This is a genomic window from Corynebacterium sp. HMSC064H12, assembly GCF_001809925.1.
GTDB lineage: Bacteria > Actinomycetota > Actinomycetes > Mycobacteriales > Mycobacteriaceae > Corynebacterium > Corynebacterium jeikeium_D.
Genome location: NZ_KV799330.1, coordinates 38,215 through 63,554 on the forward strand (window position 1 = coordinate 38,215; position 25,340 = coordinate 63,554).

The 25,340-nt window shown below is 57.1% G+C and carries 22 protein-coding genes and 2 tRNA genes; 14 read left to right on the forward strand and 10 right to left on the reverse strand.

Annotation, left to right across the window (positions count from 1 at the left end):
* Window positions 1–40 precede the first annotated feature (40 nt).
* The 3 genes from trxB to HMPREF2681_RS02740 all read left to right on the forward strand — a co-directional run bounded on the left by trxB (window position 41) and on the right by HMPREF2681_RS02740 (window position 3,288).
* Entirely contained in the window at window positions 41–979 is a 939-nt protein-coding gene (trxB, locus tag HMPREF2681_RS02730; protein ID WP_005511625.1) for a thioredoxin-disulfide reductase, read from the forward strand.
* Window positions 980–1,372: 393 nt separating this feature from the next.
* Complete coding sequence (gene trxA / locus HMPREF2681_RS02735) at window positions 1,373–1,693, forward strand: thioredoxin (RefSeq protein WP_016421730.1); 321 nt, start codon at window positions 1,373–1,375, stop codon at window positions 1,691–1,693.
* Between the two features lie 410 nt (window positions 1,694–2,103).
* A complete protein-coding gene (locus HMPREF2681_RS02740) occupies window positions 2,104–3,288 on the forward strand; it encodes an N-acetylmuramoyl-L-alanine amidase (protein ID WP_048733139.1) in 1,185 nt (394 codons plus the stop codon).
* A 26-nt stretch (window positions 3,289–3,314) separates the two neighbouring features.
* Here HMPREF2681_RS02740 and HMPREF2681_RS02745 read toward each other — a convergent pair whose 3' ends face one another.
* From HMPREF2681_RS02745 to rpmH, 8 genes are all read right to left on the reverse strand, one after another.
* Entirely contained in the window at window positions 3,315–4,268 is a 954-nt protein-coding gene (locus HMPREF2681_RS02745; RefSeq protein ID WP_016421732.1) for a hypothetical protein, read from the reverse strand.
* An 11-nt stretch (window positions 4,269–4,279) separates the two neighbouring features.
* Window positions 4,280–5,557 carry a ParB/RepB/Spo0J family partition protein gene (locus HMPREF2681_RS02750; protein WP_016421733.1) on the reverse strand — a complete coding sequence of 426 codons (1,278 nt, stop codon included), beginning with the start codon at window positions 5,555–5,557 and terminating at the stop codon, window positions 4,280–4,282.
* A 21-nt stretch (window positions 5,558–5,578) separates the two neighbouring features.
* Complete coding sequence (locus HMPREF2681_RS02755; RefSeq protein ID WP_016421734.1) at window positions 5,579–6,535, reverse strand: ParA family protein; 957 nt, start codon at window positions 6,533–6,535, stop codon at window positions 5,579–5,581.
* Window positions 6,536–6,813: 278 nt separating this feature from the next.
* Complete coding sequence (rsmG, locus tag HMPREF2681_RS02760; protein ID WP_224784050.1) at window positions 6,814–7,449, reverse strand: 16S rRNA (guanine(527)-N(7))-methyltransferase RsmG; 636 nt, start codon at window positions 7,447–7,449, stop codon at window positions 6,814–6,816.
* Between the two features lie 320 nt (window positions 7,450–7,769).
* Complete coding sequence (gene yidC, locus HMPREF2681_RS02765) at window positions 7,770–8,918, reverse strand: membrane protein insertase YidC (RefSeq protein ID WP_049189412.1); 1,149 nt, start codon at window positions 8,916–8,918, stop codon at window positions 7,770–7,772.
* A gap of 86 nt (window positions 8,919–9,004) precedes the next feature.
* Window positions 9,005–9,337 (reverse strand): membrane protein insertion efficiency factor YidD, encoded by a 333-nt coding sequence (gene yidD / locus HMPREF2681_RS10890; protein WP_080969543.1) that lies wholly within the window; start codon window positions 9,335–9,337, stop codon window positions 9,005–9,007.
* Complete coding sequence (gene rnpA, locus HMPREF2681_RS02770) at window positions 9,297–9,677, reverse strand: ribonuclease P protein component (RefSeq protein ID WP_049170110.1); 381 nt, start codon at window positions 9,675–9,677, stop codon at window positions 9,297–9,299. Before rnpA ends, yidD begins: the two co-directional genes overlap by 41 nt.
* A gap of 20 nt (window positions 9,678–9,697) precedes the next feature.
* Window positions 9,698–9,835, reverse strand: a complete 138-nt coding sequence (rpmH, locus tag HMPREF2681_RS02775; protein WP_005511646.1) for a 50S ribosomal protein L34 — start codon at window positions 9,833–9,835, stop codon at window positions 9,698–9,700.
* Window positions 9,836–10,529: 694 nt separating this feature from the next.
* Between rpmH and dnaA the strand changes: the two genes are divergently transcribed.
* The 7 genes from dnaA to HMPREF2681_RS02810 all read left to right on the forward strand — a co-directional run bounded on the left by dnaA (window position 10,530) and on the right by HMPREF2681_RS02810 (window position 21,161).
* Window positions 10,530–12,278 carry a chromosomal replication initiator protein DnaA gene (gene dnaA / locus HMPREF2681_RS02780; RefSeq protein WP_070546001.1) on the forward strand — a complete coding sequence of 583 codons (1,749 nt, stop codon included), beginning with the start codon at window positions 10,530–10,532 and terminating at the stop codon, window positions 12,276–12,278.
* Between the two features lie 502 nt (window positions 12,279–12,780).
* Window positions 12,781–13,971, forward strand: a complete 1,191-nt coding sequence (gene dnaN / locus HMPREF2681_RS02785; RefSeq protein WP_048731377.1) for a DNA polymerase III subunit beta — start codon at window positions 12,781–12,783, stop codon at window positions 13,969–13,971.
* A gap of 9 nt (window positions 13,972–13,980) precedes the next feature.
* Window positions 13,981–15,180, forward strand: coding sequence for a DNA replication/repair protein RecF (gene recF / locus HMPREF2681_RS02790; protein ID WP_048731375.1), 1,200 nt, complete (start codon window positions 13,981–13,983; stop codon window positions 15,178–15,180).
* A 5-nt stretch (window positions 15,181–15,185) separates the two neighbouring features.
* Window positions 15,186–15,848, forward strand: coding sequence for a DciA family protein (locus HMPREF2681_RS02795; protein ID WP_049170117.1), 663 nt, complete (start codon window positions 15,186–15,188; stop codon window positions 15,846–15,848).
* A gap of 289 nt (window positions 15,849–16,137) precedes the next feature.
* Window positions 16,138–18,177 (forward strand): DNA topoisomerase (ATP-hydrolyzing) subunit B, encoded by a 2,040-nt coding sequence (gyrB, locus tag HMPREF2681_RS02800; RefSeq protein ID WP_016421743.1) that lies wholly within the window; start codon window positions 16,138–16,140, stop codon window positions 18,175–18,177.
* Window positions 18,178–18,273: 96 nt separating this feature from the next.
* A complete protein-coding gene (locus tag HMPREF2681_RS02805) occupies window positions 18,274–19,161 on the forward strand; it encodes an alpha/beta fold hydrolase (protein ID WP_049189410.1) in 888 nt (295 codons plus the stop codon).
* 47 nt (window positions 19,162–19,208) lie between these two features.
* Complete coding sequence (locus HMPREF2681_RS02810; protein ID WP_049189409.1) at window positions 19,209–21,161, forward strand: alkaline phosphatase family protein; 1,953 nt, start codon at window positions 19,209–19,211, stop codon at window positions 21,159–21,161.
* Between the two features lie 13 nt (window positions 21,162–21,174).
* On the opposite strand, the gene HMPREF2681_RS02815 is transcribed toward HMPREF2681_RS02810, so the two are convergent.
* Together HMPREF2681_RS02815 and HMPREF2681_RS02820 are read right to left on the reverse strand one after the other, a co-directional pair.
* Window positions 21,175–21,513 (reverse strand): hypothetical protein, encoded by a 339-nt coding sequence (locus tag HMPREF2681_RS02815; RefSeq protein WP_049170123.1) that lies wholly within the window; start codon window positions 21,511–21,513, stop codon window positions 21,175–21,177.
* The gene (locus tag HMPREF2681_RS02820) at window positions 21,510–21,737 is read right to left on the reverse strand and encodes a hypothetical protein (RefSeq protein WP_049189408.1); all 228 of its coding nucleotides are present in this window, start codon (window positions 21,735–21,737) and stop codon (window positions 21,510–21,512) included. Before HMPREF2681_RS02820 ends, HMPREF2681_RS02815 begins: the two co-directional genes overlap by 4 nt.
* 256 nt (window positions 21,738–21,993) lie before the next feature.
* Here HMPREF2681_RS02820 and gyrA point away from each other — a divergent pair, with 256 nt between their 5' ends.
* The 4 genes from gyrA to HMPREF2681_RS02840 all read left to right on the forward strand — a co-directional run bounded on the left by gyrA (window position 21,994) and on the right by HMPREF2681_RS02840 (window position 25,228).
* The gene (gene gyrA, locus HMPREF2681_RS02825; RefSeq protein WP_246822698.1) at window positions 21,994–24,510 is read left to right on the forward strand and encodes a DNA gyrase subunit A; all 2,517 of its coding nucleotides are present in this window, start codon (window positions 21,994–21,996) and stop codon (window positions 24,508–24,510) included.
* A 4-nt stretch (window positions 24,511–24,514) separates the two neighbouring features.
* Window positions 24,515–24,847, forward strand: a complete 333-nt coding sequence (locus HMPREF2681_RS02830) for a DUF3566 domain-containing protein (protein WP_049189406.1) — start codon at window positions 24,515–24,517, stop codon at window positions 24,845–24,847.
* A gap of 203 nt (window positions 24,848–25,050) precedes the next feature.
* Window positions 25,051–25,124 (forward strand) — tRNA-Ile (locus HMPREF2681_RS02835).
* 31 nt (window positions 25,125–25,155) lie between these two features.
* A tRNA-Ala gene (locus HMPREF2681_RS02840) sits at window positions 25,156–25,228 on the forward strand.
* Window positions 25,229–25,340: the final 112 nt, after the last annotated feature.

Below are 25,340 nucleotides of genomic sequence, written 5' to 3' on the forward strand. Positions count from 1 at the left end.
GCGCCATGTGATGTGAGAGATAAAAATTATAGGAGTCTTCATGAGCGATATCGTTCACGACCTGATCATCGTCGGTTCCGGTCCCGCCGGTTACACGGCTGCCACCTACGCAGCCCGTGCCGACCTGAAGCCTGTGGTGTTCGAGGGCATCGAGTTTGGCGGCCTGCTTATGACGACTACCGATGTGGAGAACTACCCAGGTTTCTCCGAGGGCATCATGGGCCCAGAGCTGATGGATCAGATGCGCGCACAGGCAGAGCGCTTCGGCGCTGACCTGCGCATGGAGATTGTCGATCGCATGGATCTCACCGGCGATATCAAGTCTGTCTGGGTTGGCGAAGAAGAGCACAAGGCTCACGCTGTCATCCTGGCAACCGGTGCCGCTCCGCGTTATGTGGGTGCTCCGGGTGAGCAGGCGCTGCTTGGTCATGGTGTCAGCGCTTGTGCCACCTGTGATGGTTTCTTCTTCCGCGACCACGATATCGCCGTCATCGGCGGCGGTGACTCCGCAATGGAAGAGGCAACCTTCCTTACCAAGTTCGCCCGCTCGGTGACGATTGTCCATCGCCGCGATGAGTTCCGTGCGTCGAAGATCATGGTCGAGCGCGCGCAGAACAATGACAAGATTCGCTTTGCGACGAACAAGGTTGTGTCCCAGGTTCTTGGTGAGGACAAGGGTTCGGTTACCGGTCTCGAGCTGGAAGACACCGTCACTGGTGAGAAGTCCGTCCTGGATGTGACTGCCATGTTCGTAGCAATTGGCCACGAGCCACGTTCGCAGATGGTTCGCAATCAGCTGGATTGCGATGAGAATGGCTACATTCAGGTAGCCGCTCCGAGCACCCAGACCTCTCTCAAGGGCGTCTTTGCGGCGGGCGATGTTGTTGACTCGCATTACCAGCAGGCAATTACCGCCGCTGGTTCTGGCTGCAAGGCTGCGCTGGATGCTGAGCACTACTTGGAAACTGTTGCTCGGTAGCTGACAGCAGGGCAGTCGCACTAGCTGGATAAACACCTAATAGTTGGGGTATCGCAATTGTTGGATAAGCCCTACGATTGCAGATATCCAACTATGGGGAATATCCGATAGCCGGTAAGCCCAATTGTTGTTAGCTGTAGCTCAATCAGGGCGCAGCAGGACGTGTTATAGCCCGGTACGCCCCGTACTCATCGAGCACTTGCAGCGTTCTCAAGAACACCATTAATTAACAATTTAGTACTTCACTCGCACCACCGGAAGCCCTAATTTTTGACGCCTTGAGCGCCAAATCCGTACGCGAGGCTGAAGAAGCTAGGTTGAAAAATTAGAATCAAGACCACAAAACAAAACCACTAAGAACTCAAACGAGCTCATTCTAAGGAGAAGAATTTCATGGCTCCGGTAACCGTCACCGCCAACACCTTTAAGTCCGATGTCCTCGAATCCGATAAGCCGGTGCTTGTTGATTTCTGGGCAGAGTGGTGTGGCCCGTGTAAGAAGATTGCTCCCGTTTTGGACGAGGTTGCGACCGAGCTCGATGGCAAGGCCGTCATCGCCAAGGTCAACGTTGATGAGGAGCGTGCACTGGCTGGCATGTTCCAGATCATGTCCATCCCAAGCCTGCTCCTATTCAAGGACGGCAAGAAGGTCGAAGAGATTCGCGGAGTCCGCCCGAAGGGCGAAATCACGTCGCTCATCGAAAAGCACCTTTAAAAGAACTTGGGGTTGCTCCTTATCCGATACGAGGTTACGACTGCCCACCCGCCACTTCGCTATTGCCACCTTCGTTGGACACACCCCATTATGATGTGACTGAAGTTGTGGTTGTGATTTAGAGTTAGTCCTGGGGTTCTGCCGTCGGGCTAGCCGACGCGCCCTCGTAACAATCAATTCGCGCCTGCGACCTGGTAATCTTGCTGGAAATGGCGGTTTACGTCTTCCTTAATACCGTGAAGGAACCAGGTTGCCGCCAACTTGAGAGGTATTGCTGACCATATCCTCTGAGAGTGCGCGAGATTTCTTAACTGAAGTTTCGTTTAGCTCACTGGCCAGTAATACTGATTAAGTGTTGTGAGGACCCACAACGGCCTAAACATAATTGTGGAGTTCGGAAGGGAGTTTTCGTGCCAGAGTTTCTGAAGGTGGGCGATAGGTCACCTCGTGTAGCCGAGGTACGTTCTACCCTGGCTCGTCTTGGGCTTCTGCCCAATTGGGAGGGCTCAGCCGCGGAGGAGAACTCGCCTCAGTGGTCTGGTGACGATGACCTCTTTGATGAGGATATGCGCAACGCTCTCCTGGCGTTCCAACAGTCCCGCGGTGTCTATGCCGACGGGATCATCCGCGACAGCACCCTGCGCCTACTGCGAGAAGCCTCGTACACTCTGGGCACCCGCGTACTGTCCTACGATCCACTGTCACAAATGACCGGTGAGGACGTAGGCGTTCTCCAAGCTACCTTGCAGGAACTCGGCTTCCACGATGCCCGAGTAGACGGCCACTTTGGCCCGAAGACCGATGCCTCTGTACGTGAATACCAGCTCAATTACGGGCTGGAGCCCGACGGTATCTGTGGTCCCGTTACTCTCCGGGCGCTCAGCTACTTGGGCAGGAGGGTTACTGGTGGCTCTGTAAACGCCTTCCACGAGAAGGAAATACTGCGCACGATGGGGCCGAAGCTCTCTGGAAAGCGCATTGTCATTGATCCAGGTCTTGGGGCAGGGGAGCCCGGCATTGTGGTCGACGGCCCTTACGGTCAGATTTCTGAAGAAGAGATTCTTTGGGATTTGGCCTCTCGCATTGAGGGTCGCCTTGTCGCGGCAGGTGCAGAGACTATTCTGTCTCGTCCTCGTACCGACAATCCGTCCATCGAGGATCGCGCTGAGATGGCCAACGCATTTGGCGCTGACGTCTTCATCTCCCTGCAGGCCGACCACTATCACAACAACCGCGCCAGCGGTATTGCGACTTTTTACTTTGGCTCGATGAAGGGCTCCAACTCCATTCTGGGCGAACAGCTCTCTGGCCTTATCCAGCGAGAGATTGTTGCCCGTACGAGCCTGGTAGACTGCCGCTCGCACGCCCGTACCTGGGATCTCCTCCGTCTGACCAGGATGCCCACGGTGGAAGTCGCCGTTGGTTACCTGACCAACGAGGATGACGTCGCAATTCTTTCTTCCCCAGATCAGCGTGACGTAATTGCCGAATCTATCGTTGTCGCTGTAAAGCGTCTGTACCTGGGCGATGAAGAGCAGCAGCCAATGACCGGCGCTTACAGCTTTGCGCAGCTGATTGAAGAGGAAAAAGCCTAAACACGGCTGATCAATCAAACCCGGCGCTAAAGACTGAACAGCTTTGAGCGCATAAAGGGTTCTTTCGCACTTAGATCCAACGCATGGCCGATTTCTTCGTCCCAATCCAATTCCGCATCCAACTCGATACGGAGTTTCGGATGAATCGGATGTGGAGTGACCACCCGAAACCCGGAGTCAAGAAGGGTTCGCGTACGAATCAAATCACCGGCGTTATGGTTAATCGCCGCCAACGAATCTGAAATACACGGCTTAGGATTTAGCTTTTCTTCAAGTTGCGCTTCGAAATCAGCGATTAGGTTCTCCGTACCGTCGTCAGGCGTTGGCGACGACGGCGTAAATGCCGACATAGAATCCGCCGTGCCACTGCAACCAAACGCTTCTACCGCTGAAATCCCGCGCAGCGCGAGCTTGTGCAGAGCGGTCACAATGAGCACGCGGAGCATGTCATCGTCAACCTCTAAAGCGTTGTAATGCAGACTCGTCAGCGCAATCGCATCCGGCGATATTGGTCCGGAAGGCATGGAAAATGTCGTCGGGCAGAAGCGTGGCGGAGCAAAGAGCAGCGTGCCGACGGTCTCAGGTTTCCCATCGATAAGTGATGCCGGTGGCTTTCGTCGTAGCGAATATCCGCACGGTCCCCAGGAAAGGTAGACGGTATTGAGCCATGCTTCCTTCTCCAAGCGCACCTGGGCGGCTAAATCAGGGCTTAAATCGCCATTTAAGAGGCTTTCACTAGCTCCGCCTGGCCGAGTAGGGGGTTGGCCGTCCGAATGCTTTAAATCACCGTTAGGCGCTTCATCCTCTTCTGGCGTGCTGGGGTCCAAATTAGGTTCGCGCGGCTCAGTCGAGAACTGGGGTAGGGCAGTTGCTGTACGGATATGCTCCATGCCCTGTTCCCAAAACAGGCTTAACATCGTCTCTGGATAGATTCCCTCGATGTCGGCCAGCGAAATTTTCTCGATGAATACTTCAGTCACAGTAACCGGGTTTACTCTTCGTCGAGATGCATCAGTGACATGATGCGATCAAAGTCCTCGAGGTTGCCGAATTCGATAACGATTTTGCCCTTACGCTTGCCCATCTGGGCAGTCACCTTCGTATCAAAAGAATTGGACAGGCGGTCAGCCCAATTGTGAAGGACCTCCGGCTGCGGAGTGGGCTCACGGTGCTGCTTTTTCGGTCGCTCGCCGGCATTGAGTAATGTCACTGCTTCTTCGGTCGCACGGACGGATAGTCCTTCAGCAACAATTCGCTCGGCGAGGCGCTGCTGTTCTTCCTTACCTGCCTTAACTCCAAGCAAGGCACGTGCGTGACCAGCCGACAGAACACCGACCGCTACTCGTCGCTGTACCTCCACCGGCAACTGCAAGAGTCGAATCATGTTGGTAATAACGGGCCGCGAGCGACCGATTCGATCCGCCAGCTCTGCCTGAGTTACACCAAACTCTTCGAGTAGCTGCTGGTACGCAGCGGCCTCTTCGAGTGGGTTCAGCTGAACGCGATGGATGTTCTCTAGTAGGGCATCGCGAAGCATGTCCTGGTTTGGAGTATCGCGAACGATGGCGGGAATCGTGTCGACCCCAGCTCGCTGAGAAGCACGCCAGCGACGTTCACCCATGATGATTTCAAACTCGGGTTGCGGCGCGTTCGGATCTTCCTTGCGCGCTGCCTCGAGTGCGGCCGCACGACTATCCTCAGAGATTGGTCGTACGATAATCGGCTGCAATAGACCGAACTCACGAATAGAGTGAGCGAGCTCATTTAGGGGCTCCTCATCGAAGACCTCTCGTGGCTGCTTCGGGTTCGGCGTGATCAGCTTCAAGTTGATCTCGCGATAGGTCGCGCCAAACTCGTTTGCGGCCGAAGCGTCAACATCGGTAGCCTCGGCGCTGCCATGGTCCGCTGCTCCCGACGTCGTCGAGGGCAATGTTTCACGTGAAACATCACTAGACTTACCAATAACCTTATCGTCACTGTGACGTTTCTGCGCCTCATTGGTATGAGGTTTGCTCTGGCCGGATTTTGCAGATTTTCCGGCGTTTTTGCCTTCAGTCAACGAGGTGCCGGATCCCGTCGCGGCTGCCCCCAGTACGTCGGCAACTCCGCTACTTCCAGGCTGCTTCGTCCCCTGGGTACGGCGGGGACCGAAGATAATATCCGCGGCACTCTCACCTACCGAGGGGTTAGCCGCCGGAGCAGTTGGGATCAGCGCGGCGATACCGCGACCGAGCCCTCCCTTGCGGTTCTCCTTTTTTTGATTCGACATCGGTAACTACTCCTAGTGGCTTTAATTTGTCTCAGTGGAATTGGACGGGGTAGGGGAGGAAGCTGGTTTTTGCCCAATCGCACTTCCACCCGGAACTGCGGAATAGTCGCCACGCGTTGCCAATTCCTTCGCGGCGTCAAGATAAGCAACTGCGCCCCGAGACCCTGGATCGTAGGAAATTACGGTCTGCGAATATCCCGGCGCCTCCGATACCTTCACGGATCGAGGGATGAGATTACGTAGCACAACCTCACCGAAGTAGTTACGAACCTCATTGGCAACTTCTTCCGAAAGCTTGGTGCGGCCATCGAACATAGTGAGCAGCACAGCAGAAATATGTAGCTCCGGATTGAGATGCTGACGAATCATCTGCACGTTATTCATCAGCTGAGTCACACCCTCCAAGGCGTAAAACTCACACTGAATCGGAATCAAAACCTCGTTGGCGGCAGTCATCGAATTCAGAGTCAACAGACCGAGCGAAGGAGGGCAGTCAATAATGAGAAAGTCAAAGCCGTTGTCAATCAGGTACTGATCTGACACTGCATCGAGAAGTCGGCGCTCACGGTTCAGGAGCGAGACCAGCTCAATCTCGGAGCCCGCCAAGTCCAACGTCGCTGGCACACAAAAGAGATTCTCAGATTCAGGGGAACGCTGGATGACATCGTCAATCTGTAGTTCGCCAATTAGAAGCTCATACGTCGACGGGGTCCCGGAAACATGCTCAATCCCCAGGGCCGTAGAAGCATTTCCCTGCGGGTCATTATCGATGACTAGCACCTTGAGACCATGCCGCGCGAGCGCCGACGCGATGTTGACTGCCGAAGTGGTCTTGCCCACGCCACCCTTCTGGTTGGCGATAGTAATACGGCGCGGGCGTTCGGGGCGTGGAAGCGATAAACGGTTCGGGGCCTTAACTTGCGCTGCCCGTTGAGCTGCCGCAGCGATGGGTGTGTCTTGCCAGGACTTCCGGCTCATTAACTATTCCCCTTACAAGCACAGCAATCACCAATCATGGCCACTGGAGTGCGAATAAAAACTTAGTAACTATCTGCAAAAGCGTAATCATCAAGCCCCAACAAGCGTTAGACGCCGACGATTGTGGAAATGTTTCACGTGAAACATCCACCTTGGCCGGTAGGACTTTGCCATACCGCGATACTTATCCCACTCTAGCCCGACGGCACTACGCGCCTCAATGTCGAAACCAAAACACAAGCGAACCGGCAGTGGAGTAGGGGAGGGGGACTTACAACCTACTTCTTCTGAATAATCACGGCGTACGTCGAAGTTCCCAACACGGAACCGCCAACCTCTACAACGCGGGGATTAGTTCCCTTCGCCTTGGCAATAAGCTTTGCGTCCCGATCAATCTCCTCTTGCGCAGTTCCACCCTTCAGTGCAACCATCGCGCCTCCGGATTTAACTAAAGGAAGCGACCAGCCCGCCAATTTCCCAAGAGGGGCAACAGCGCGAGAAGTGACGACATCTACTTGGCCAACCTCAGCGCGAACCACTTTCTCCTCAGCGCGGGCGCGAACCACGGTCACATTGTCCAGCTCGAGATCTTCCACAACTTCGTTCAAGAAAGTCGTACGGCGCAGCAATGGTTCTACAAGAACCACCTTCAAATCTGGTCGTGCAAGAGCAAGCGGAATCCCGGGCAAGCCTGCCCCCGAACCAATGTCCGCAACTACAAGCCCTTTGCCTATCGCTTCTCCAACTACCGCAGAATTGATAATGTGCCGATCCCACAGCTTTGGAGTTTCACGTGGCCCAATCAAACCTCGGACTGTAGCCTCCTCAGCCAACCATGAGTGGTAGCGGTATGCTCGATCGGCATTCCCTCCAAACACGGTATCTATCACCGAACGCAGATCCGCATCGACCAAACCTGCGGAGGCTTCTTGATTATCGACGTCTTTCGCGGAGTTACTCAACAGTTCCACTAACCTTTCCAATGGGGCAGCTGTGCCGTCACCCGTCGAGCTTTTCATTACCCCTAGTGTACGACAGTGCAACAGCGATGTTTCACGTGAAACATTGATCAAAGTTGGATGCCAAACTCCAGGCCCCGGAGAAAATTACATGCCTGTAATAACAGTGACGTTGTTTGCTCGATAGAGCACGAAGGCAAGCAAAAACGCCCCGCATCAACTGCGGGGCGTTTCGATTAATTAACTTATGTAGACGAAGGGCGATTCCACTTCAGCTATTTCTTTTTCCGCTTCCGGTTCTTCCGATTTGCGGGTTTCTGTCCTGGCGCTGGCTTCGAGGCTGGGCCCTGCTGTCCCTTCCCCGAATTACCATCCGGAAGATGGCTAGAAGCCTTGTTCGCTGCAGAGGCCTGACCGGACTGCGCCTGCTGCGCATTCTGCGCTGCCTGACGCTTGCCACCCTTCTTCGGATTGATTGGCTTCTGGCCAACCTTCGGAGCGAGCTTCTCCTGTGCCTCGCGCTTGGCAGCCTTCTTAGCTGCGACAGCTTCCTTCTCTTCCTCATCCAGCTTGCCGAAGATGTAGCGCTGCTGGAAGTAGGTCCAGACGTTGTTAGTCACCATGTAGACAAGAAGACCGATGTGCCAGAAAGCACCGGTAACAAGAATCATGATCGGGAAGAACCAAAGCATCATCTTGTTCATCATGTCCATCTGCTGACCCATAACGCCTTCCTGGCGCTTCACCAGACCGGCTTCCTGGCGGGCACGCGTGCGGTCAACAGACATGCGAGCGTTGAAGTGCGTTGCAAGTGCCGCAATAACAATCAGCGGAATGGCAACGATCATGATGTCCATGCGGGTGAAGTCCGCAGGCGTACCAGGCACAGTAAAGGCTGCGTATTGATCCTCGCCCATACCAACCGAACTGGACAGTGGAGCATTGAGCACACGAGCCAGCAGGAAGGACCGCACCTCATCTACACCGAAGACGTAGTTAGGCGTATTCCAGTTCTGCTCCACCGACATGCGAAGCGCATTGCCCGTCGTACCCGTTCGGTTGAACGAACGCAGCACGTGGAAAAGGCCAATGAACACAGGCATCTGAACCAGAATCGGCAAACAGCCGCCGAGCGGGTTGACACCCATTTCCTTCTGTAGCTGGCGCATAGCAAGAGCCTGAGCCTGCTGATCGTTCTTGTACTTCTCCTTGATGGCCTGCATCTCAGGAGCGAGCTGCTGCATCTTGATGGCAGAACGCTGCTGGTTCAGCATCGGCTTAAACAGGAGGATACGGATGGTGACCACAAGCAAAATAATGGCCAGCACCCAGGAGATACCCGAGGAGGGATCGAATAGGAAACCTGAGGCCTTATGCCAGAACCACAGGATGGCCGAAATCGGCACATACACGAAATTGAGCACGGTCTAAGATCACTCCGTTCTTTAGGGGACAGCGCACTCGCGCCTTCGTCTACAAAGCCCCGTCAAAGGCTAAGCATTACTAGAGGTTACCTGTGCATTCGCCTCAACCACGAACCCAGGCCGGGGAATGTGGCAGGAACTGGATCCCAGCCACCCGGATGCCAGGGTGCGCAACGGAAGATGCGCAAGAAAGTCAGCCACAGGCCACGAATAGCTCCGAAACGGCGCACAGCCTCAAGACCATATGCGGAGCACGTCGGTTCAAAACGACATGTGCTCGTGGGCTTCAGATTAGAGATACGACGGCGGTAGAAGAGAATCGCCCTCTCAGCCACACGTGCGCCGGGGGTCTGAGCGAGGGGGCCGTCGTCAAGCGAATTAGCGCCGACGTTCGTATGTGGCGAGTGCCGATTGCACATCGTGGGACAGCTCCTGGCTGGTGGCTGTGGCAGATGCAGGCAGCGCGCGAACGACAATGTCCATGGTGGACGGAAGATTCTGCGCGGCCGCGGCCATAACATGGCGGAGCCTGCGGGATACAGCGTGACGAGTCACGGCGTTGCCCACAGCTTTAGATACGACAAGACCGACACGCGGACCACCAAACCTGGCAATCTGCGTATCGGTCTTATCTTCACCGCCAGAAGCGGCGGTGTCACGAATATGCAAGACCAAGGTCTTGCGTCCGATTCGGCGTCCACGTCGTACGGTGACCGTGAAGTCACGCGAAGAACGCAGCTTATTGCTCTGAGGGAGCACCGAAATCGGTGTCCTCTTGCTTAAGCGGACAGGCGGGCACGGCCCTTGCTGCGGCGTGCTGCCACAACGGCGCGACCGGAACGGGTACGCATACGGGTACGGAAGCCGTGCACGCGTGCACGACGGCGGTTATTCGGCTGGAACGTCCGCTTCGACACGGTTGACACTCCTTGAAACTCAAACGACCACGAGTCCACGCTGAACACACCGCAGTAAACTCCTCGCTTCGAGTGCGAGGCAGCGATGCGTCTGACGCATTCCCGTGATGCACGGAAAAATTACTTACCGACAGATTGAAAGCTACATGCGTTCTGTCGGGTCCAAGCACAAGCTCGGACTCATATCTCAATGGATATGAAACACCCAGATAGGTTACGTCGAATCGAGCGAGAAATTCAAATCAACACGCCGGATTTACCTGGAGAATCATTTTCCAAGTTTTCCGACGGTACCGATGTTGACCTGTGGAAATACTGACCTATGCACTGCAATCCACAGGGTGTTTATCCCATTAGCTGTGGATAACTTCCACACCATGAATCACAGCGAGCAGGGGAAATAACGTGTTTACCTAGGTAAACGCAGACTAGGGGGCTATTTTTCATTGTGGGCAAACTGTGGATAAACTGTTAGTCAATTAGCGACAAGGTTTATCCACAGGTGTGGACAAACATGTGGAAGTCCTGCTCGGGGCGTATAGCACCTTGTGTAGAAACACCCCACAGGGCGAATTACAAGAAATAGCCCCCAAATGGGCAGATATGGCACTCTCGCCATGCCAAAAACACTCCACAAAAACAGGTCGCCTCGATAAATTTGATGAACGTAAACATGTAAAAGGACATTCACACAGTGAGCGAACAACCAGAATTGCCAGGTGGACTCTGGGAGCAGGTCGTTTCTATCCTGACTTCACCAGAAGGTACGCCGGAGTTGGGCATTGCACCACTACGCCCGCCACACAAGGCACTGCTGCGGTCAGTGACGCACACTGGTGACTTTCCAGGTTTTTTCCTGCTCAGCACTCAATCGCCAGTGGTGCAGGCGCTGGTAAAAGAAGAGCTCAAGGGCATTATCGAGGCCGTCTTAGCTTCGCTGACCGGCGAAGAGTTGGAAACGGTCATCACCGTTGCCGATCCTGCTGACGACGCTGAAGATAGCCAGGCAGCAGAGACCACTCAACCATCTGCACAGCACTCGGGGCAGATGCCATCTGCAGCTTCGCGTCCGCAGCAGGCTCAGCGTCAACAGCCAAACCAGCAGCACCAGCAGCAATCTGGCCGCAACTACCCGTTCCCCAGTGCAGATACGAACGACTTCAATCTCCACGAGCAGCACCAGGGATCGACGCAGACGCCACAGGTGTCGCAGACGCACCAGCCGAATGTCCATAATCAGCAGAGTGCCCAGTCACAACGCCGATCGATGGACGCCGTAGATTCGATGGCCCAGGGGCTTTCGCACTCATCTGCCGAGAATCCAATGACTATTGCTGATCAGCGCCAGGTCACAAGTCCTTTCCGTTCCGAGAGCCACGGCACTCCAACCGAGATGAGCATGCCTTTCGAGGAGCCCACCCTCAACCCGAACTACACCTTCGAGACCTTCGTTATTGGTCCGCAGAACAAATTCGCCGCCGCAGCCGCCGTCGCTGTTGCAGAGTCTCCGGGGCGCACCTACAACCCGCTGTTTATCTCCGGCGGTTCGGGTCTTGGCAAGACGCACCTGCTCCACGGCATTGGTCACTACGCCAAGCATTTGTACCCTAACCTGCGGGTTCGTTACGTTTCCTCGGAAGAGTTCACCAACGACTTCATTAATTCCGTGCGTGACGACGCCCAGGAATCCTTCAAGCGTCGCTACCGCGATTTGGACATGCTCATCATCGATGACATCCAGTTCTTGGAGGGCAAGGAAGGTACACAGGAAGAGTTCTTCCATACGTTCAATGCCCTGCACCAGTCCAATCACCAAATTGTGCTGTCGTCGGACCGCCCACCACGCGAGCTTAAGACCCTGGAGGATCGCCTTCGTACCCGCTTCCAGTGGGGGCTCAATCCGGATCTGCAATACCCGGACTTGGAGACGCGAATCGCAATTCTGTCGAAGAAGGCACAGCTGTCTGATTTGGTCGTTCCGCATGATGTACTCCAGTACATCGCGGAGAACACCTCGTCTTCTATTCGTGAGCTCGAGGGGCGTCTCCTGCAGATTAGTGCTCACGCATCCATGATTCATGAGCCTGTGACCTTGAAGTTTGCGCAGGAGATCCTCGGTGCCGACGAAATCGAGGTGCAGATTACCCCGGAGATCATCATCTCCACCACGGCTGAGTACTTCGACTTAACGGTTGCGGATTTGGTGGGCCCGGGTAAGACTCGCCCGGTCGCTCATGCACGCCAGATTGCTATGTACCTGACGAGGTCCTTCACCGAGCTTTCGTTGCCGTCGATTGGCCGAGAGTTCGGAAATCGTGACCATTCAACGGTTTTGCACGCTGAACGCAAGATTGTTAAGGAAATTCAGGAGAAAAAGCCCTCAAAGGACCAGGTCAACGACCTGACTACACGCATTCGTGACCGAGCTCGCGGCACGGCTTAAAATCCTTGGGTTCGGCGTGCGGAATTCTTGTTATTAACTGCGGTTTTTCCGTGCACAGAGCTGTGGACAACTCCTAAATTTTGTGGATGAAAGATGAAGCCCGAACACTATCCACAGACACCCCAAGTTATCCACAGTTAGACGCACTGGTTATCCACAGCGCGAAATCAGTGAAGACCAGCGGGAATCATGTAATTTCACAATGTGCACACCCCCTATTACTACTCCCGACTTTAAAAATCTCTAGAAACTTCTAGATAAAAGGGGGCCTGCGCACAACCTCTGGCAAGCAACCTCTCGCGCACAACTTCATAAATGCCAAGAACGAGTAAGAACTACGATCAAGCACTAGACGGACTACAAGAATCCCAGTGAGGTCTTTGGCAGTCTGCAGTAGAGTTGTACGATGGAATCTTTGTAACTCCAGTCATGTGCGCTGACATAGCGTGCTGACAACACAAAAGACGGCTAATAACAGACATCCAATACCGGTGGAGGAACGATGGAGCAGACCGAAGTCCGTATTCGCGCGGCTAAGGACGATCTCGCGGGTGCGGTGAGCTGGGTTGCTCGTAACCTGCCTGCACGCCCGACTCAGCCGATTCTGCGTGGCATGATTTTTCTCGCGGATGACAATGGTCTGCAGCTCGCTGGCTATGACTACGAGGTCTCGACTCAGATTCGTATTAGTGCAGAGGTCGATGAGCCCGGTCGCTTCGCCGTCAATGGCAAGTTGGTTTCTGACATTGTCTCTAAGTTGCCGAATAAGCAGGTAGAGATGCACTTTGATGGCACGAAGGTCATCGTTCGCTGTGGTTCTTCCCGCTTCGAGCTACCAAGCCTGACCTTGGAGGATTACCCTCAGCTACCAGAAGCTCCGGCTGCTACCGGTACTGTCGATGCTGCTCTGCTGGCTGAGGCTATTGGTCAGGTCGCTATCGCTGCCGGCAAGGATGAGTCGCTGCCGATGCTGACCGGCATCCGGATGGAAACCGAAGGTAACGAGGTCACTCTCGCTGCCACCGACCGTTTCCGCCTGGCGGTTCGCAGTTTCGAGTGGGAGCAGATCCCTGAGGGGGAGACCAAGCTGCTCATCCCGGCAAAGACATTCGCGGAGACTGCCCGCACTCTCGATACCACTTCCAGTGAGCCAGTGACCTTGGCATTCGGCGACGGATCCGATGATCGTGAGGTCGGCTCCGAAGGTCTGCTGGCTATCCTCGCCGATCCTCGTCGCACTACCACGCGACTGCTGGACGCCGAGTTCCCGAAGTTCCGCCCGTTGCTGCCGAAGCAGCATTCCTCCATGGCTGTTGCCCGTGTTGACCAGCTGCAGGATGCCATCCGTCGTGTGTCTCTGATGGCCGATCACGGTGCGCAGATTCGCATGGACTTCTCCGACGGCCAGGTTGTCCTTTCCGCTCATGGCGACGAGGTTGGTCACGCAGAAGAGACTGTGGCCTGCAACTTCTATGGGGAACCACTTCTGATTGCCTTCAACCCGCAGTACCTGCTCGAGGGGCTCAGCGCTGTTCGCTCCCACCGCGTTCTGCTGGGCTTTACGCAGCCCTCGCGTCCCGCGATTCTCATTCCGGAGCCGGAAGCCATCCCGGAGCTCGGTGAGGACGGCTTCTACCCAACGCCGGAGACCGACTTCACTTACCTGCTGATGCCTGTGCGCCTGCCGGGCTAGTCTGCGGCTATGCACATTCGGTATTTGTCCTTGCGGGACTTCCGCTCCTGGCCGGAGTTGGAAGTCGAGTTCACGCCTGGAATTACCGTATTTACCGGGCAAAATGGCTACGGCAAGACCAATATCGTCGAGGCCGTTGGATATCTCTCCACGCTCGGTTCGCATCGAGTGTCTACGGATGCTCCGCTGGTTCGTTCGGGGACCCCGTCGGCACGCATTTCGGCGACGGCGGTCAATGATGGCCGAGAGCTGACGGCGCATCTGCTCATCAATCCGCATCGCGCGAATCAGGCGCAGATTAATCGCACGCGGCTGAAGTCTCCGCGGGAGCTGCTGGGGATCGTCAAGTCGGTCTTTTTCTCGCCCGAGGATCTCACGTTGGTCAAGGGCGAGCCCGCGTCCCGTCGCCGCTACATCGATGATTTGCTCGCTTTACGACGGCCACTGTCCGCAGGTATCCGCATTCAATATGACAAGATCTTGCGTCAGAAAAATGCGCTGCTGAAGTCGGCGGGCTCGACGCTGCGCCGTGGCTATTCTTCCTCGGAGGGGCAGGCCGCACTGAGCACGCTGGACACCTGGGATGCGCAATTGGCGCAGGTGGGAGCGGCACTAATGGCTGCGCGCATGGATTTGATTGCCGAACTGTCGGAACACGTCAGCGAGGCCTATGCCACGCTTGCCCCGCACTCGCGCCCAGCCACGATTGCCTATGCGCCGAAGGTCGACAGTCTGGATGGCGGGCCATTGCCCAGCGAACCGGAGCTGCTCGAGGCACTGCTGCTGACGAAGATGGCGGAGCGCCGCACCGCGGAGATTGAGCGCGGTTCCTGTCTCGTTGGTCCGCATCGCGATGATCTCAACCTCATTCTCGGCAATGACCCCGCCAAGGGCTTCGCTAGCCACGGCGAGACCTGGTCTTTTGCACTCGCGCTGCGTCTCGGCGCGTACTTTTTGCTCCGTGCCGATGGGCCCGACCCGATCTTGGTGCTTGACGACGTGTTTGCGGAGCTCGACCGGCATCGTCGGGAAGCTCTCATGGAAATCGCGCAGCAGGCTGAGCAGGTGTTGATCACCTCGGCGGTGGGGGAGGAGTTGCCTCAGGCACTGGTCGAGGATTCTTCTGTCACTCATCACACGGTGACGGTGGCGCAGACTGAGCAGGGGCGAATCTCACTGCTGGATGAAAACCCAGTCGCGGAAGAGTGACGGGTATGGTCGAGAACATGGAGCCGGATAACTCACCGGAAGAAGAAAAGGACCTGATTAGCGACGCTTTCTTCCGCATGCGCGATGCCGCTAAGGAGGGCGGTCACAAGTTACCGAATCTCCAGCGGCCACCGAAGAAGAAGGGCTCGTGGTCTGGCCTCGATAGCCGTGTGCCTGTGAAGGCCGCGGAGGGGATTGTTGCGGACGTCGATAAGCAGCGGGCAGCGCAAGCAGTGGTACGAGATCGTGCCGGTACGGTGATTTCGCCGAGCCTATTGAAGGAGGCGGGGATTCGGCTGTACCGGAAATATGACCGTCGACCTGCGCCGATTGGTGCGGTGCTGAATAAGGCAGTAGTTGATCGCGGCTGGCAGATCCATATTGCCCACGGTGTGATCATGACGGAGTGGGATTCGATGGTCGGCAAGGTTGTCGCGGAACACTCCCAGGTCAAGGAGTTCAAGGACGGCACTTTGGTGGTCGAGTGCCAATCGACAGCATGGGCAACACAGCTGCGGCTAGCACAGCGACAGGTTTTGAAGTCGATTGCGGAACGCGTCGGGGATGGAGTGGTTGAGGAAATTAAGGTGCTTGGGCCAAAAGCGCCGAATTGGCGCAAGGGCAAATTGCACATCGAGGGCCGAGGACCGCGTGATACTTACGGGTAAAGGTCGGTAAACGGTCTACGATTAGCCGTCGGTATGCGTAAAACTGCGAAATTTGGTCCTTTGAGCGCATCGGCTATATCCACAGTAGGGGACTACGTTGGGGTAAGATGGGCAGGAGAAAACCGGCAGGCGGTTCTTGAGACGTTATCGACTTCCAAACTAGCCAGACCTATCTAGTAGTCCTAGGTGGTTCTGGCTGGCGCTGATAGCACTTGACCGCCGGCCTATTTTTCGCGCGCTGACGAATGTTGCGCGGGGAGAGAACCAAGAATAGGAGACGCGCCGAACCGTGGCTGCTACCGAACATCAATATGACGCCTCATCGATTACCATCCTCGAGGGCCTCGAGGCCGTGCGTAAGCGGCCGGGTATGTACATTGGCTCGACTGGTGAGCGTGGTTTGCACCACCTGGTGTGGGAGGTTGTAGACAACTCCGTCGACGAGGCGATGGCGGGTTACGCCACCGATGTTGAGGTCACTCTGCTGGAAGACGGCGGCGTTCAGGTCCGCGATAACGGCCGTGGTATTCCTGTCGAAATGCACCCGTCGGGTATGCCGACGGTGCAGGTGGTTATGACTCAGCTGCACGCCGGCGGCAAGTTTGACTCCGAGTCCTACGCTGTTTCCGGTGGTCTGCACGGTGTGGGTATTTCGGTGGTTAACGCGCTGTCGACGCGCATGGAAACCGAGGTCATCCGCGATGGCTACACCTGGTACCAGAACTTCGACCAGGCTGTTCCGGAAGAAATTATCCGAGGTAAGAAGACTCGCGGTTCGGGTACCACGCAGCGTTTCTGGCCGGACCCGGAGATTTTTGAGACCACCGATTTCAAGTTCGACACCATTTCTCGCCGCCTGCGCGAGATGGCGTTTTTGAACAAGGGCCTGACCATCACGTTGGTGGACAAGCGTGTCTCCGAGGAGGAGCTCGAGGCCGAGGCTCTGGCGGAGCAGGCGGAGACCGAATCCGCTGAAATCGCCAAGGATGCGGTTGAGGAGCAGAAGGAGAAGGCAGAGAAGACCACCAAGCCGAAGGAGCGCCGCAAGGTCTTCCACTACCCGAATGGTCTGCGGGACTATGTCGAGACTCTGAACAAGTCGAAGAACATCATCCACCCGACCATCATTTCCTTCGATGCTGCAGGTGACGGCCACGAGGTCGAGATTGCAATGCAGTGGAACTCGGGTTACTCCGAGTCGGTGCACACCTTCGCCAACACCATTAACACCATTGAGGGTGGCACGCACGAAGAGGGCTTCCGTTCTGCGTTGACATCGCTGATGAACCGCTATGCGCGTGAGCACCGCCTGTTGAAAGAGAAGGAAAACAACCTCTCCGGCGAGGACTGCCGTGAAGGTCTCGCTGCCGTGATTTCGGTGAAGGTCGCCGATCCGCAGTTCGAGGGCCAGACGAAGACGAAGCTCGGTAACACCGAGGTGCGTTCCTTCGTCCAGCGCATGACTAATGAACACATCGGTCACTGGCTGGAGGCCAATCCGGCTGAGGCCAAGGCCATTGTTAACAAGGCCATTGCTTCGGCGCATGCCCGTCAGGCGGCTCGTAAGGCCCGTGACCTGGTACGTCGTAAGTCCGCGACCGATCTTGGCGGTCTTCCGGGTAAGTTGGCGGACTGCCGTTCGAAGGATCCGAAGCAGTCCGAGCTGTTCATCGTGGAGGGTGACTCCGCAGGTGGTTCTGCAAAGGCAGGCCGAAACTCGCTGTTCCAGGCCATTTTGCCGCTGCGCGGTAAGATCTTGAACGTCGAGAAGGCGCGCCTGGATAAGACTCTGAAGAATAACGAGGTCCAGGCCATTATTACGGCGCTGGGCACCGGTATTCACGACGAATTCGACATCGAGAAGCTGCGCTACCACAAGATTGTGCTGATGGCCGACGCCGACGTCGATGGTCAGCACATTGCCACGCTGCTACTGACGCTGCTGTTCCGTCTGATGCGTCCGCTGATTGATGAAGGGCACGTCTACCTCGCCCAGCCGCCGCTGTACAAGCTCAAGTGGGCCAAGGGTGAGCCGGGCTACGCCTACTCCGATGCTGAGCGCGATCAGCTGCTGGAAGAGGGGCTGGCTGCCAACCGCAAGATCAACAAGGACGATGGTGTTCAGCGTTACAAGGGTCTCGGTGAGATGAACGCCGCTGAGCTGTGGGATACCACCATGGATCCGGATCACCGCGTGCTGCGTAAGGTCGCCCTCGAGGACGCGCAGAAGGCCGATGAACTGTTCACCATTCTGATGGGCGATGACGTCGCTTCACGACGTTCGTTTATTACCCGTAATGCGAAGGACGTTCGCTTCCTCGACGTTTAAGCCGGTACCTGGTTTTAGTTTTCGCCTTGTCGGTTCCCCTGACAAAACCTCAGTTCAGCCATTAATGTTTATGAAATGGAAGATACTCGGGGAAGCATGGTCAACGGGGAACCGCCAGTCGAGCCACGTATTGTGCAGGAGACTTTGCCAGATGGCTCCGTGACCCCGATGGCGCTTCGGTTTCCCGAAGGTTCGCCTCGGGGCATTGTCGTTATTTGGCCGGGCTTTGGCATGGGTGCTCGCTACTACCGGCCGATTGCCCAAGAGTTACAGCGTCGAGGTTTTTGCGTCCTGACCTCGGAGTTGCGCGGCCAGGGTAACCAGACTGCGGTGGCCACCCGCCGTCACAATTGGGGCTACCAGGATCTCGCATCGGTGGATTACCCGCTGGCCGTGGCGCGGGCTCGCAAGGAGTTTGATCACCTCGCGGCAGGGGAGAGCACAGGGGAGAAGCTACCCGTCTACTTGCTGTGTCATTCCATGGGCGGTCAGATTGCCTCGCTGTATCTGGCCCGACCGGAAGCGGACGTGGCCGGCGTAGTGATGGTCGGCTCCGGTACTCCGCACTACAACTGTTTTACTGGCAACGAGTACAAGCGGCTTCGCTACGGTGCACCGTTTATGCAGGTGGTGTCCCAGATCCTGGGCTATTGGCCAGCGGGCAGGCTTGATTTGGCCGGCTATGGCCGCCAGGCTCGTAACCATGTGGTGGAGTGGGCGCGGTTCTCGCGCACGGGTCTTCTGCGACCGCGCGGTGCGGATATCGACTACGCCGCTGAGATGCCGAAGGTGACCACCCCGGCGCTGCTGCTGAACTGTGGTGGTGACCGTGACTGCCCGGAGGCTTCCGCACAGGCGCTGGCACGGATGCTGCCGAATTCGGCAAAGTACGAGTTCATTGAGCAGCGGCTGGGCCACAATCGCTGGGCGCGTGAGCCACAGGCTGTGGTTGACCGTCTAGAGCAGTTTATTGAGGAAATTTAAACCGCAATTTTCCAGCTGGTAATCTGCGCTTCTTAACGTAGATGCCTATGGCAACTTCACCTAAAAATATATCTGAATTTTCCCGTCGGCACTTCCTGCAGACCGCCGCAGGAGTCGGTGCTGTCACCGCTGCGAGCACGCTGCTGCCGCCATCATTGCGCCATGCACTCGCGCAGCCCCGACCGGCTGGCTCCCTCGACCAGGTTGAGCACGTTGTCGTGTTGATGCAGGAAAACCGCTCTTTTGATCACTACTTCGGCACTCTCCGAGGTGTGCGGGGGTACAACGACAATTCCGCTTTGCCGGGCGTTTTCAACCAGAGTGGGGTCAGTCCATACCTGATTCGCAACGCCGCTAATCGCGGTGATCTCTCGGTGGAGTACATTGCAAGTTTGCCGCACGGTTGGGAAGACGGGCAGGTTGCACTAAACGGCGGCCGCTGTAACGGCTGGATCGAGGCTAAGGGCAAAGGCACGATGGCCTGCTATGACCGTCAGGACATCGCGTTCCAATTCGCACTCGCAGAGACATTCACTATCTGTGATGGCTACTTTTCTTCAATGCCTACGTCGACAAGCCCGAACCGCAACTACCTGTTTTCGGGTGATACCCGAAAGGAACCGTGGGGGACTGGAGCGGTTGGCAATGCGGCGTACGAGCCGACGCACCCGGGGTACAGGTGGCGCACGTATGCCGAGGATCTCTCGGCGGCTGGGGTGCCATGGCGCGTCTACCAGGAGTGGGATAACTACACGGACAACAACCTGGATTTCTTCGCCGCGTTTCGAAATATTGGCCGCAAGGTCATTCGTGAGGCCGGGCTGCCTGGTCGCGACATGACGGGCTTCCACGAGAAGCTGCTGGAACTGGGTGATGGCACGCCGCCAACTGCAGAGCAGCAGCAGATGGTCGACCGCCTGAATGCCGCTGTGGAGAAGCTGCCTGAGGCGGAACGGGATCTCTATGATCGCGCGCTGCACCGCCGCCAGCCGGGCACGCTAACCGACGCTTTCCGACGGGATGTTGAATCTGGGGAGCTGCCAAAGGTGTCCTGGATTGTGCCTTCGGCCGCGGAAAGCGAGCACCCGGGAGCGTCCTCGCCGATTCAGTCGGCGAATATCACTTACCGCCTGTTGGATGCGTTGGCCTCCAACCCGGAGGTGTGGGCCAAGACCGTCTTCCTGATTAACTTTGACGAGTTTGATGGTTACTTCGACCATGTGGTGCCGCCGCTGCCGCCGAAGAATGAGCCGGGGGAGTGGTACCTGGGCAAGCCGAAGGGGCTCGGGTTCCGTGTCCCGATGACTGTCATTTCACCGTGGTCGGTGGGTGGTTTGGTGTCCTCAGAGGTCTTCGATCACACTTCGGTGATCCGTTTCCTGGAGCAAGTCACCGGCGTGAGCTGCGGAAATATCACTGATTGGCGTCGTCGGGTATGTGGTGATTTGGTATCCACACTGGACTTCTCGGCGTCTACGGGAATGCAGCTTCCAGAGCAGCCGGGACCAGCGCCGGAGTTTGTGAAGCGCTGGGAGGCGGAGCCGGCCGGTGACTATCCTGTGCAGGAGTCCGAGCAGGCGACCGCGCTGCCGACACCGTACCGGCTGCACGCCTACCTCAAAGGCGGCAATCTTGTGCTGGTCAATGACGGTTCCCGTGAGGCTGTTTTCGCTGTTTACAGTGGCAATAAGGTGGAGCATCACACGGTGCTCGGTACGTTAGAGCTGCGAATTGGACTCCTGGAGCGCGAACTTACCGTGTGCGGCCCGGACCGCTTCCTGCGTGTATTCAGCAAGACGGCGAAAGAGTTGCCGGAGGTCACTTTGGAGCACGCGGCGGGACGTGTTCTAGTTGGCGGGCAGGACCGGACGGCTGATTATGTCCGTGATGGTTGGTACGAGGTTGAGCTGGCTGAAGGTGAGGCCACGGCGTATTACACGGGCCGGCTGGAGTCCGGCAATCGCATTCCGACCAGCCCGTTTACCCGAAAGAGTGACTAGGCCCTGTCCCCGGCTAAGTGCCGCCTTTGACCAGATCCCACGTCTCTGCGAATGACAGCTCTTCGCCGTTGGTGGTGAGGAGTATGTGTGCAAGTAGTGCGCCCAGTGCGGTGTTGCCAAAACTTAGTGGTTTCACGTGAAACGTTGCGTAAGCGACCGCCTGCGCTGCCGCAGAAATCGCGGGAAAGCTACGGTGACCAGCAATGACTCCTGAGCTGGCGGCGACAATAGCGCTGATTGTCCACGGCCTCGCAAGTGTAGCGTCGGCCAATTCCGGCACTGTGGCCACCAGTTCATCGGTAGCCGCCAGGATAGCGGCCTCGCTGAGAGGCTGAATCTGGGGCGCGCTCATTCTTGTACTCCGCGGGGCCTTGGGGAGCTCAACTTTCGCAGCAGCGCCATGTCAGTATCAATTACGCTTGCCGTAATTTCCCGAGCCTGACCTTGCTGAAGGGCTCTCGCTGCGGCGGATTCGATGGCGCGAATGGCGGCCTCGTGTTTAGACACGCCCTCCATGTGCGCCAGCAGCGCCAGAGCGGTGTCCTGTTCTTTCGTGAGTCTCAAGGTCATCGCCATCGCATTTGCTCCTTGCTGCCTAGCTTGTGCCGTCTTATTCGTCTCTACTAGGCCTAAAACCCAGATTTGATACCACAATGGTATCGAAAAGTTGCACACGGCGTCGTAAAGCGGGCTCTAAAGCCCTGTAGAATGGATGCGAACCTCTTTTAAGTAAAGGAAGCAGTCATTGAGCGACGATAACAACAACGACGGCTCATCCTTCGGAAGTGGAGTATTGGGCCACCAGGTTCGCCCGATCGACATCAATGAAGAGATGCAGTCGAGCTATATCGACTACGCCATGAGCGTGATTGTGGGCCGTGCGCTGCCGGAGATTCGTGATGGTCTCAAGCCGGTGCACCGCCGCATTCTCTACGCCATGTTCGACAACGGCTACCGCCCGGAGCGCGGTTATGTGAAGTCCGCAAAGCCGGTTTCGGACACGATGGGTAACTACCACCCGCACGGCGACATCGCTATTTACGACACCATGGTGCGCATGGCGCAGCCGTGGTCCATGCGCTATCCGCTTGTCGACGGTCAGGGTAACTTCGGCTCCCGCGGTGACGACGGCCCCGCAGCTATGCGTTACACGGAGGCCCGTCTGACGCCGTTGGCCATGGAAATGGTGCGCGACATTCGCGAAAACACCGTCGATTTCCAACCGAACTATGACGGTCGTACGACAGAGCCTGTTATTCTGCCGTCGCGTGTCCCGCAGCTGTTGATGAACGGCTCCGGCGGTATTGCCGTCGGTATGGCCACCAACATCCCGCCGCACAACCTGCGTGAGGTCGCGGATGCCATCAACTGGTGCCTGGACAACCCGGATGCGGATGAAAAGACCACGCTGGATGCGGTCATGGAACGCATCAAGGGCCCGGATTTCCCAACTGCCGCCCAGATTGTCGGCGACAAGGGCATCAAGGAGGCCTACACCACCGGCCGTGGCTCGATTCGCATGCGCGGTGTGACCTCGATTGAGCAGGAGGGCACTCGTCAGTCGATTGTCATCACTGAGCTGCCATACCAGGTCAACCCGGACCGCATGATTGCCAACATCGCAGATCAGGTCAAGGATGGTCGTCTACAGGGCATTGCCTCCATTGATGACGAATCCGATCTGAAGTGGGGCATGCGCATCGTCGTCAAGCTCAAGCGCGACGCCGTGCCGCGTGTGGTGCTGAACAACCTGTACAAGCACTCCCAGCTGCAGACCAGCTTCGGTGCGAACATGCTCGCCATCGTCGACGGTGTGCCGCGTACGCTGCGCATTGACCAGATGGTGACGCTGTACGTCGCCCACCAGATTGAGGTCATTGTCCGACGGACCCAGTTCCGCCTGGACGAGAAGGAAAAGCGTGCCCATATCCTGCGTGGTCTGGTCAAGGCCCTGGATATGTTGGACGAGGTCATCGCCCTGATTCGCCGGTCTGCCACGGTCGATACCGCGCGCACGGGCTTGATGGGTCTGCTCGACATCGACGAGATTCAGGCTGACGCCATTTTGGCGATGCAGCTGCGTCGCCTGGCTGCTCTGGAGCGCCAGAAGATTATTGACGAGTTGGCTGAGATCGAGCTCGAGATCGCCGACCTGAAGGACATCCTGGCCAAGCCGGAGCGTCAGCGCGCCATCGTTAAGGAAGAGCTGGGCGAGGTCGTGGAGAAGTACGGCGATGACCGTCGTACCCAGATCGTGGCCGCTGAGGGCGACGTCACCGAAGAGGACCTCATCGCCCGCGAAAACGTGGTCGTGACCATTACCTCCACGGGCTACGCCAAGCGCACCAAGGTCGATGCCTACAAGGCACAGCGCCGTGGTGGCAAGGGCGTACGCGGCGCGGACCTGAAGCAGGACGACATCGTCCGCCACTTCTTCGTCTGCTCCACGCACGACTGGATTCTGTTCTTCACCAACAAGGGGCGCGTCTACCGTCTCAAAGCCTACGAACTGCCGGAGGCCACTCGCGCCGCCCGCGGTCAGCATGTCGCCAACCTGCTGGAATTCCAGCCGGAAGAGCGCATCGCCGAGGTGCTGCAGATTCAGAGCTACCAGGACAGCCCGTACCTGGTGCTGGCCACCAGCGAAGGCAAGGTCAAGAAGTCCCGCCTGGAGGACTACGAGTCTGCTCGCTCCGCTGGCCTGATTGCCATCAACCTGCGCGAAGGCGACTCCCTCATCGGTGCTCGTCTGTGCTCTGCTGACGATGACCTGCTGCTCGTCTCTGAGCGTGGCCAGGCCATCCGCTTTACGGCTTCCGACGACGCGCTGCGCCCGATGGGCCGCGCCACCGCCGGTGTCCAGGGCATGCGCTTCAAGGGCGACGACAAGCTGCTCAGCATGGTCGTGGTCGAGGAAGAGCACAACCTGCTGGTCGCCACGACCGGCGGCTTCGGCAAGAAGACCAAGCTCAGCGAGTACACCCCGCAGAACCGCGGCGGTATGGGCGTGCTGACGCTCAAGTACGACCCGAAGCGTGGACCGCTGATGGGTGCCCTGGTGGTCGACAACGACGACGAAATCTTCGCTGTCACCTCCGCCGGCGACATCATCCGCACCAACGTCAACGAGATTCGCGCCACCTCGCGTGCCACTAAGGGCGTGCGCCTGGTCAACCTCGCTGACGGCGTGGAACTGCTGGCTATCGACCGCAACGTCGAGGATGAGGGCGAAGAGACCGCTTCTAAGGTCTCTGAGGCCGGAACCTTGGACGTAGTCCCGAAGCGCACCGGCGCGACCAAGAGCACCGGTGCCGCTGAGTCCGGTGACTCGGAGGCGGAGAAGGAGTAAGCGTATGGCCGAAACTAACTTGGTAGTCGACAAGGTGAGCCCCTGGTCCGCCATGCGCATTACGGCGGCCACTGGTTTCATTGGCTTCCTCGTCTGGCTTGCCGCGGTTGGCCTGCTCTACCTCTTGCTCTCCGGGATGGGATTGCTCGCTCCGATTAGTGAAATGGTCGGCGGGGAGGATTCCATCAGCGCGGGTCTCGTCCTTGGCCTGGCGGCCGCTGTAGGAGCGCTGTGGTGGGTGCTGTCGATTGGGCTCATGGCCCTCGGCGCGGTCATCTACAACGCTTGCGGCGGTCTCGTCGGAGGTCTCAAGATTTCGCTTGCCGACGACGACTAGGCTGCCTAGCCTCCCGCTGGCCCCGGTGTCACCCCCGTTCGGTGGCCCCGGGGCCGCGTTGGTTCAGAGGTGTTTTCAGTGATCTGGTTATGGAGTAGCCGTAATGACTACTTAATGACTGCTTTTTAACTCAATATTTAGGCCTCTGACCAGGCGATTTGTGAAGTGTCATGGTTACGGGTTAAGTTATATCTCGTTCCACGGGGCCTATAGCTCAGGCGGTTAGAGCACTTCGCTGATAACGAAGGGGTCGGAGGTTCAAGTCCTCCTAGGCCCACTGCCGAACAAGGTATAATTGCTCGGTGTACGGGGCTTTAGCTCAATTGGTAGAGCACCTGCTTTGCAAGCAGGAGGTCAGGGGTTCGATTCCCCTAAGCTCCACAAGGAACAAAATCCCCCGGTCGTAAGGCCGGGGGATTTTTGCGTTTTGGGGATGTAGAAGGGGAGGGGGCAAGAACGCCGAGTTACTGACTGCGTTTATGACAAAAATGGC

What these genes read in the sequence shown, in the direction of transcription:
- HMPREF2681_RS02755 (WP_016421734.1), bottom strand. Translation starts at nt 6,535, where the DNA reads ATGAGCCGGAAGTCCTGGCAAGACACACCCATCGCTGCGGCAGCTCAA.
- dnaN (WP_048731377.1), top strand. Translation starts at nt 12,781, where the DNA reads ATGGAGCAGACCGAAGTCCGTATTCGCGCGGCTAAGGACGATCTCGCG.
- HMPREF2681_RS02750 (WP_016421733.1), bottom strand. Translation starts at nt 5,557, where the DNA reads ATGTCGAATCAAAAAAAGGAGAACCGCAAGGGAGGGCTCGGTCGCGGT.
- yidD (WP_080969543.1), bottom strand. Translation starts at nt 9,337, where the DNA reads ATGTGCAATCGGCACTCGCCACATACGAACGTCGGCGCTAATTCGCTT.
- recF (WP_048731375.1), top strand. Translation starts at nt 13,981, where the DNA reads ATGCACATTCGGTATTTGTCCTTGCGGGACTTCCGCTCCTGGCCGGAG.
- HMPREF2681_RS02815 (WP_049170123.1), bottom strand. Translation starts at nt 21,513, where the DNA reads ATGAGCGCGCCCCAGATTCAGCCTCTCAGCGAGGCCGCTATCCTGGCG.
- gyrA (WP_246822698.1), top strand. Translation starts at nt 21,994, where the DNA reads ATGCAGTCGAGCTATATCGACTACGCCATGAGCGTGATTGTGGGCCGT.
- HMPREF2681_RS02820 (WP_049189408.1), bottom strand. Translation starts at nt 21,737, where the DNA reads ATGGCGATGACCTTGAGACTCACGAAAGAACAGGACACCGCTCTGGCG.
- HMPREF2681_RS02795 (WP_049170117.1), top strand. Translation starts at nt 15,186, where the DNA reads ATGGTCGAGAACATGGAGCCGGATAACTCACCGGAAGAAGAAAAGGAC.
- HMPREF2681_RS02810 (WP_049189409.1), top strand. Translation starts at nt 19,209, where the DNA reads ATGGCAACTTCACCTAAAAATATATCTGAATTTTCCCGTCGGCACTTC.
- trxA (WP_016421730.1), top strand. Translation starts at nt 1,373, where the DNA reads ATGGCTCCGGTAACCGTCACCGCCAACACCTTTAAGTCCGATGTCCTC.
- trxB (WP_005511625.1), top strand. Translation starts at nt 41, where the DNA reads ATGAGCGATATCGTTCACGACCTGATCATCGTCGGTTCCGGTCCCGCC.
- HMPREF2681_RS02830 (WP_049189406.1), top strand. Translation starts at nt 24,515, where the DNA reads ATGGCCGAAACTAACTTGGTAGTCGACAAGGTGAGCCCCTGGTCCGCC.
- HMPREF2681_RS02805 (WP_049189410.1), top strand. Translation starts at nt 18,274, where the DNA reads ATGGTCAACGGGGAACCGCCAGTCGAGCCACGTATTGTGCAGGAGACT.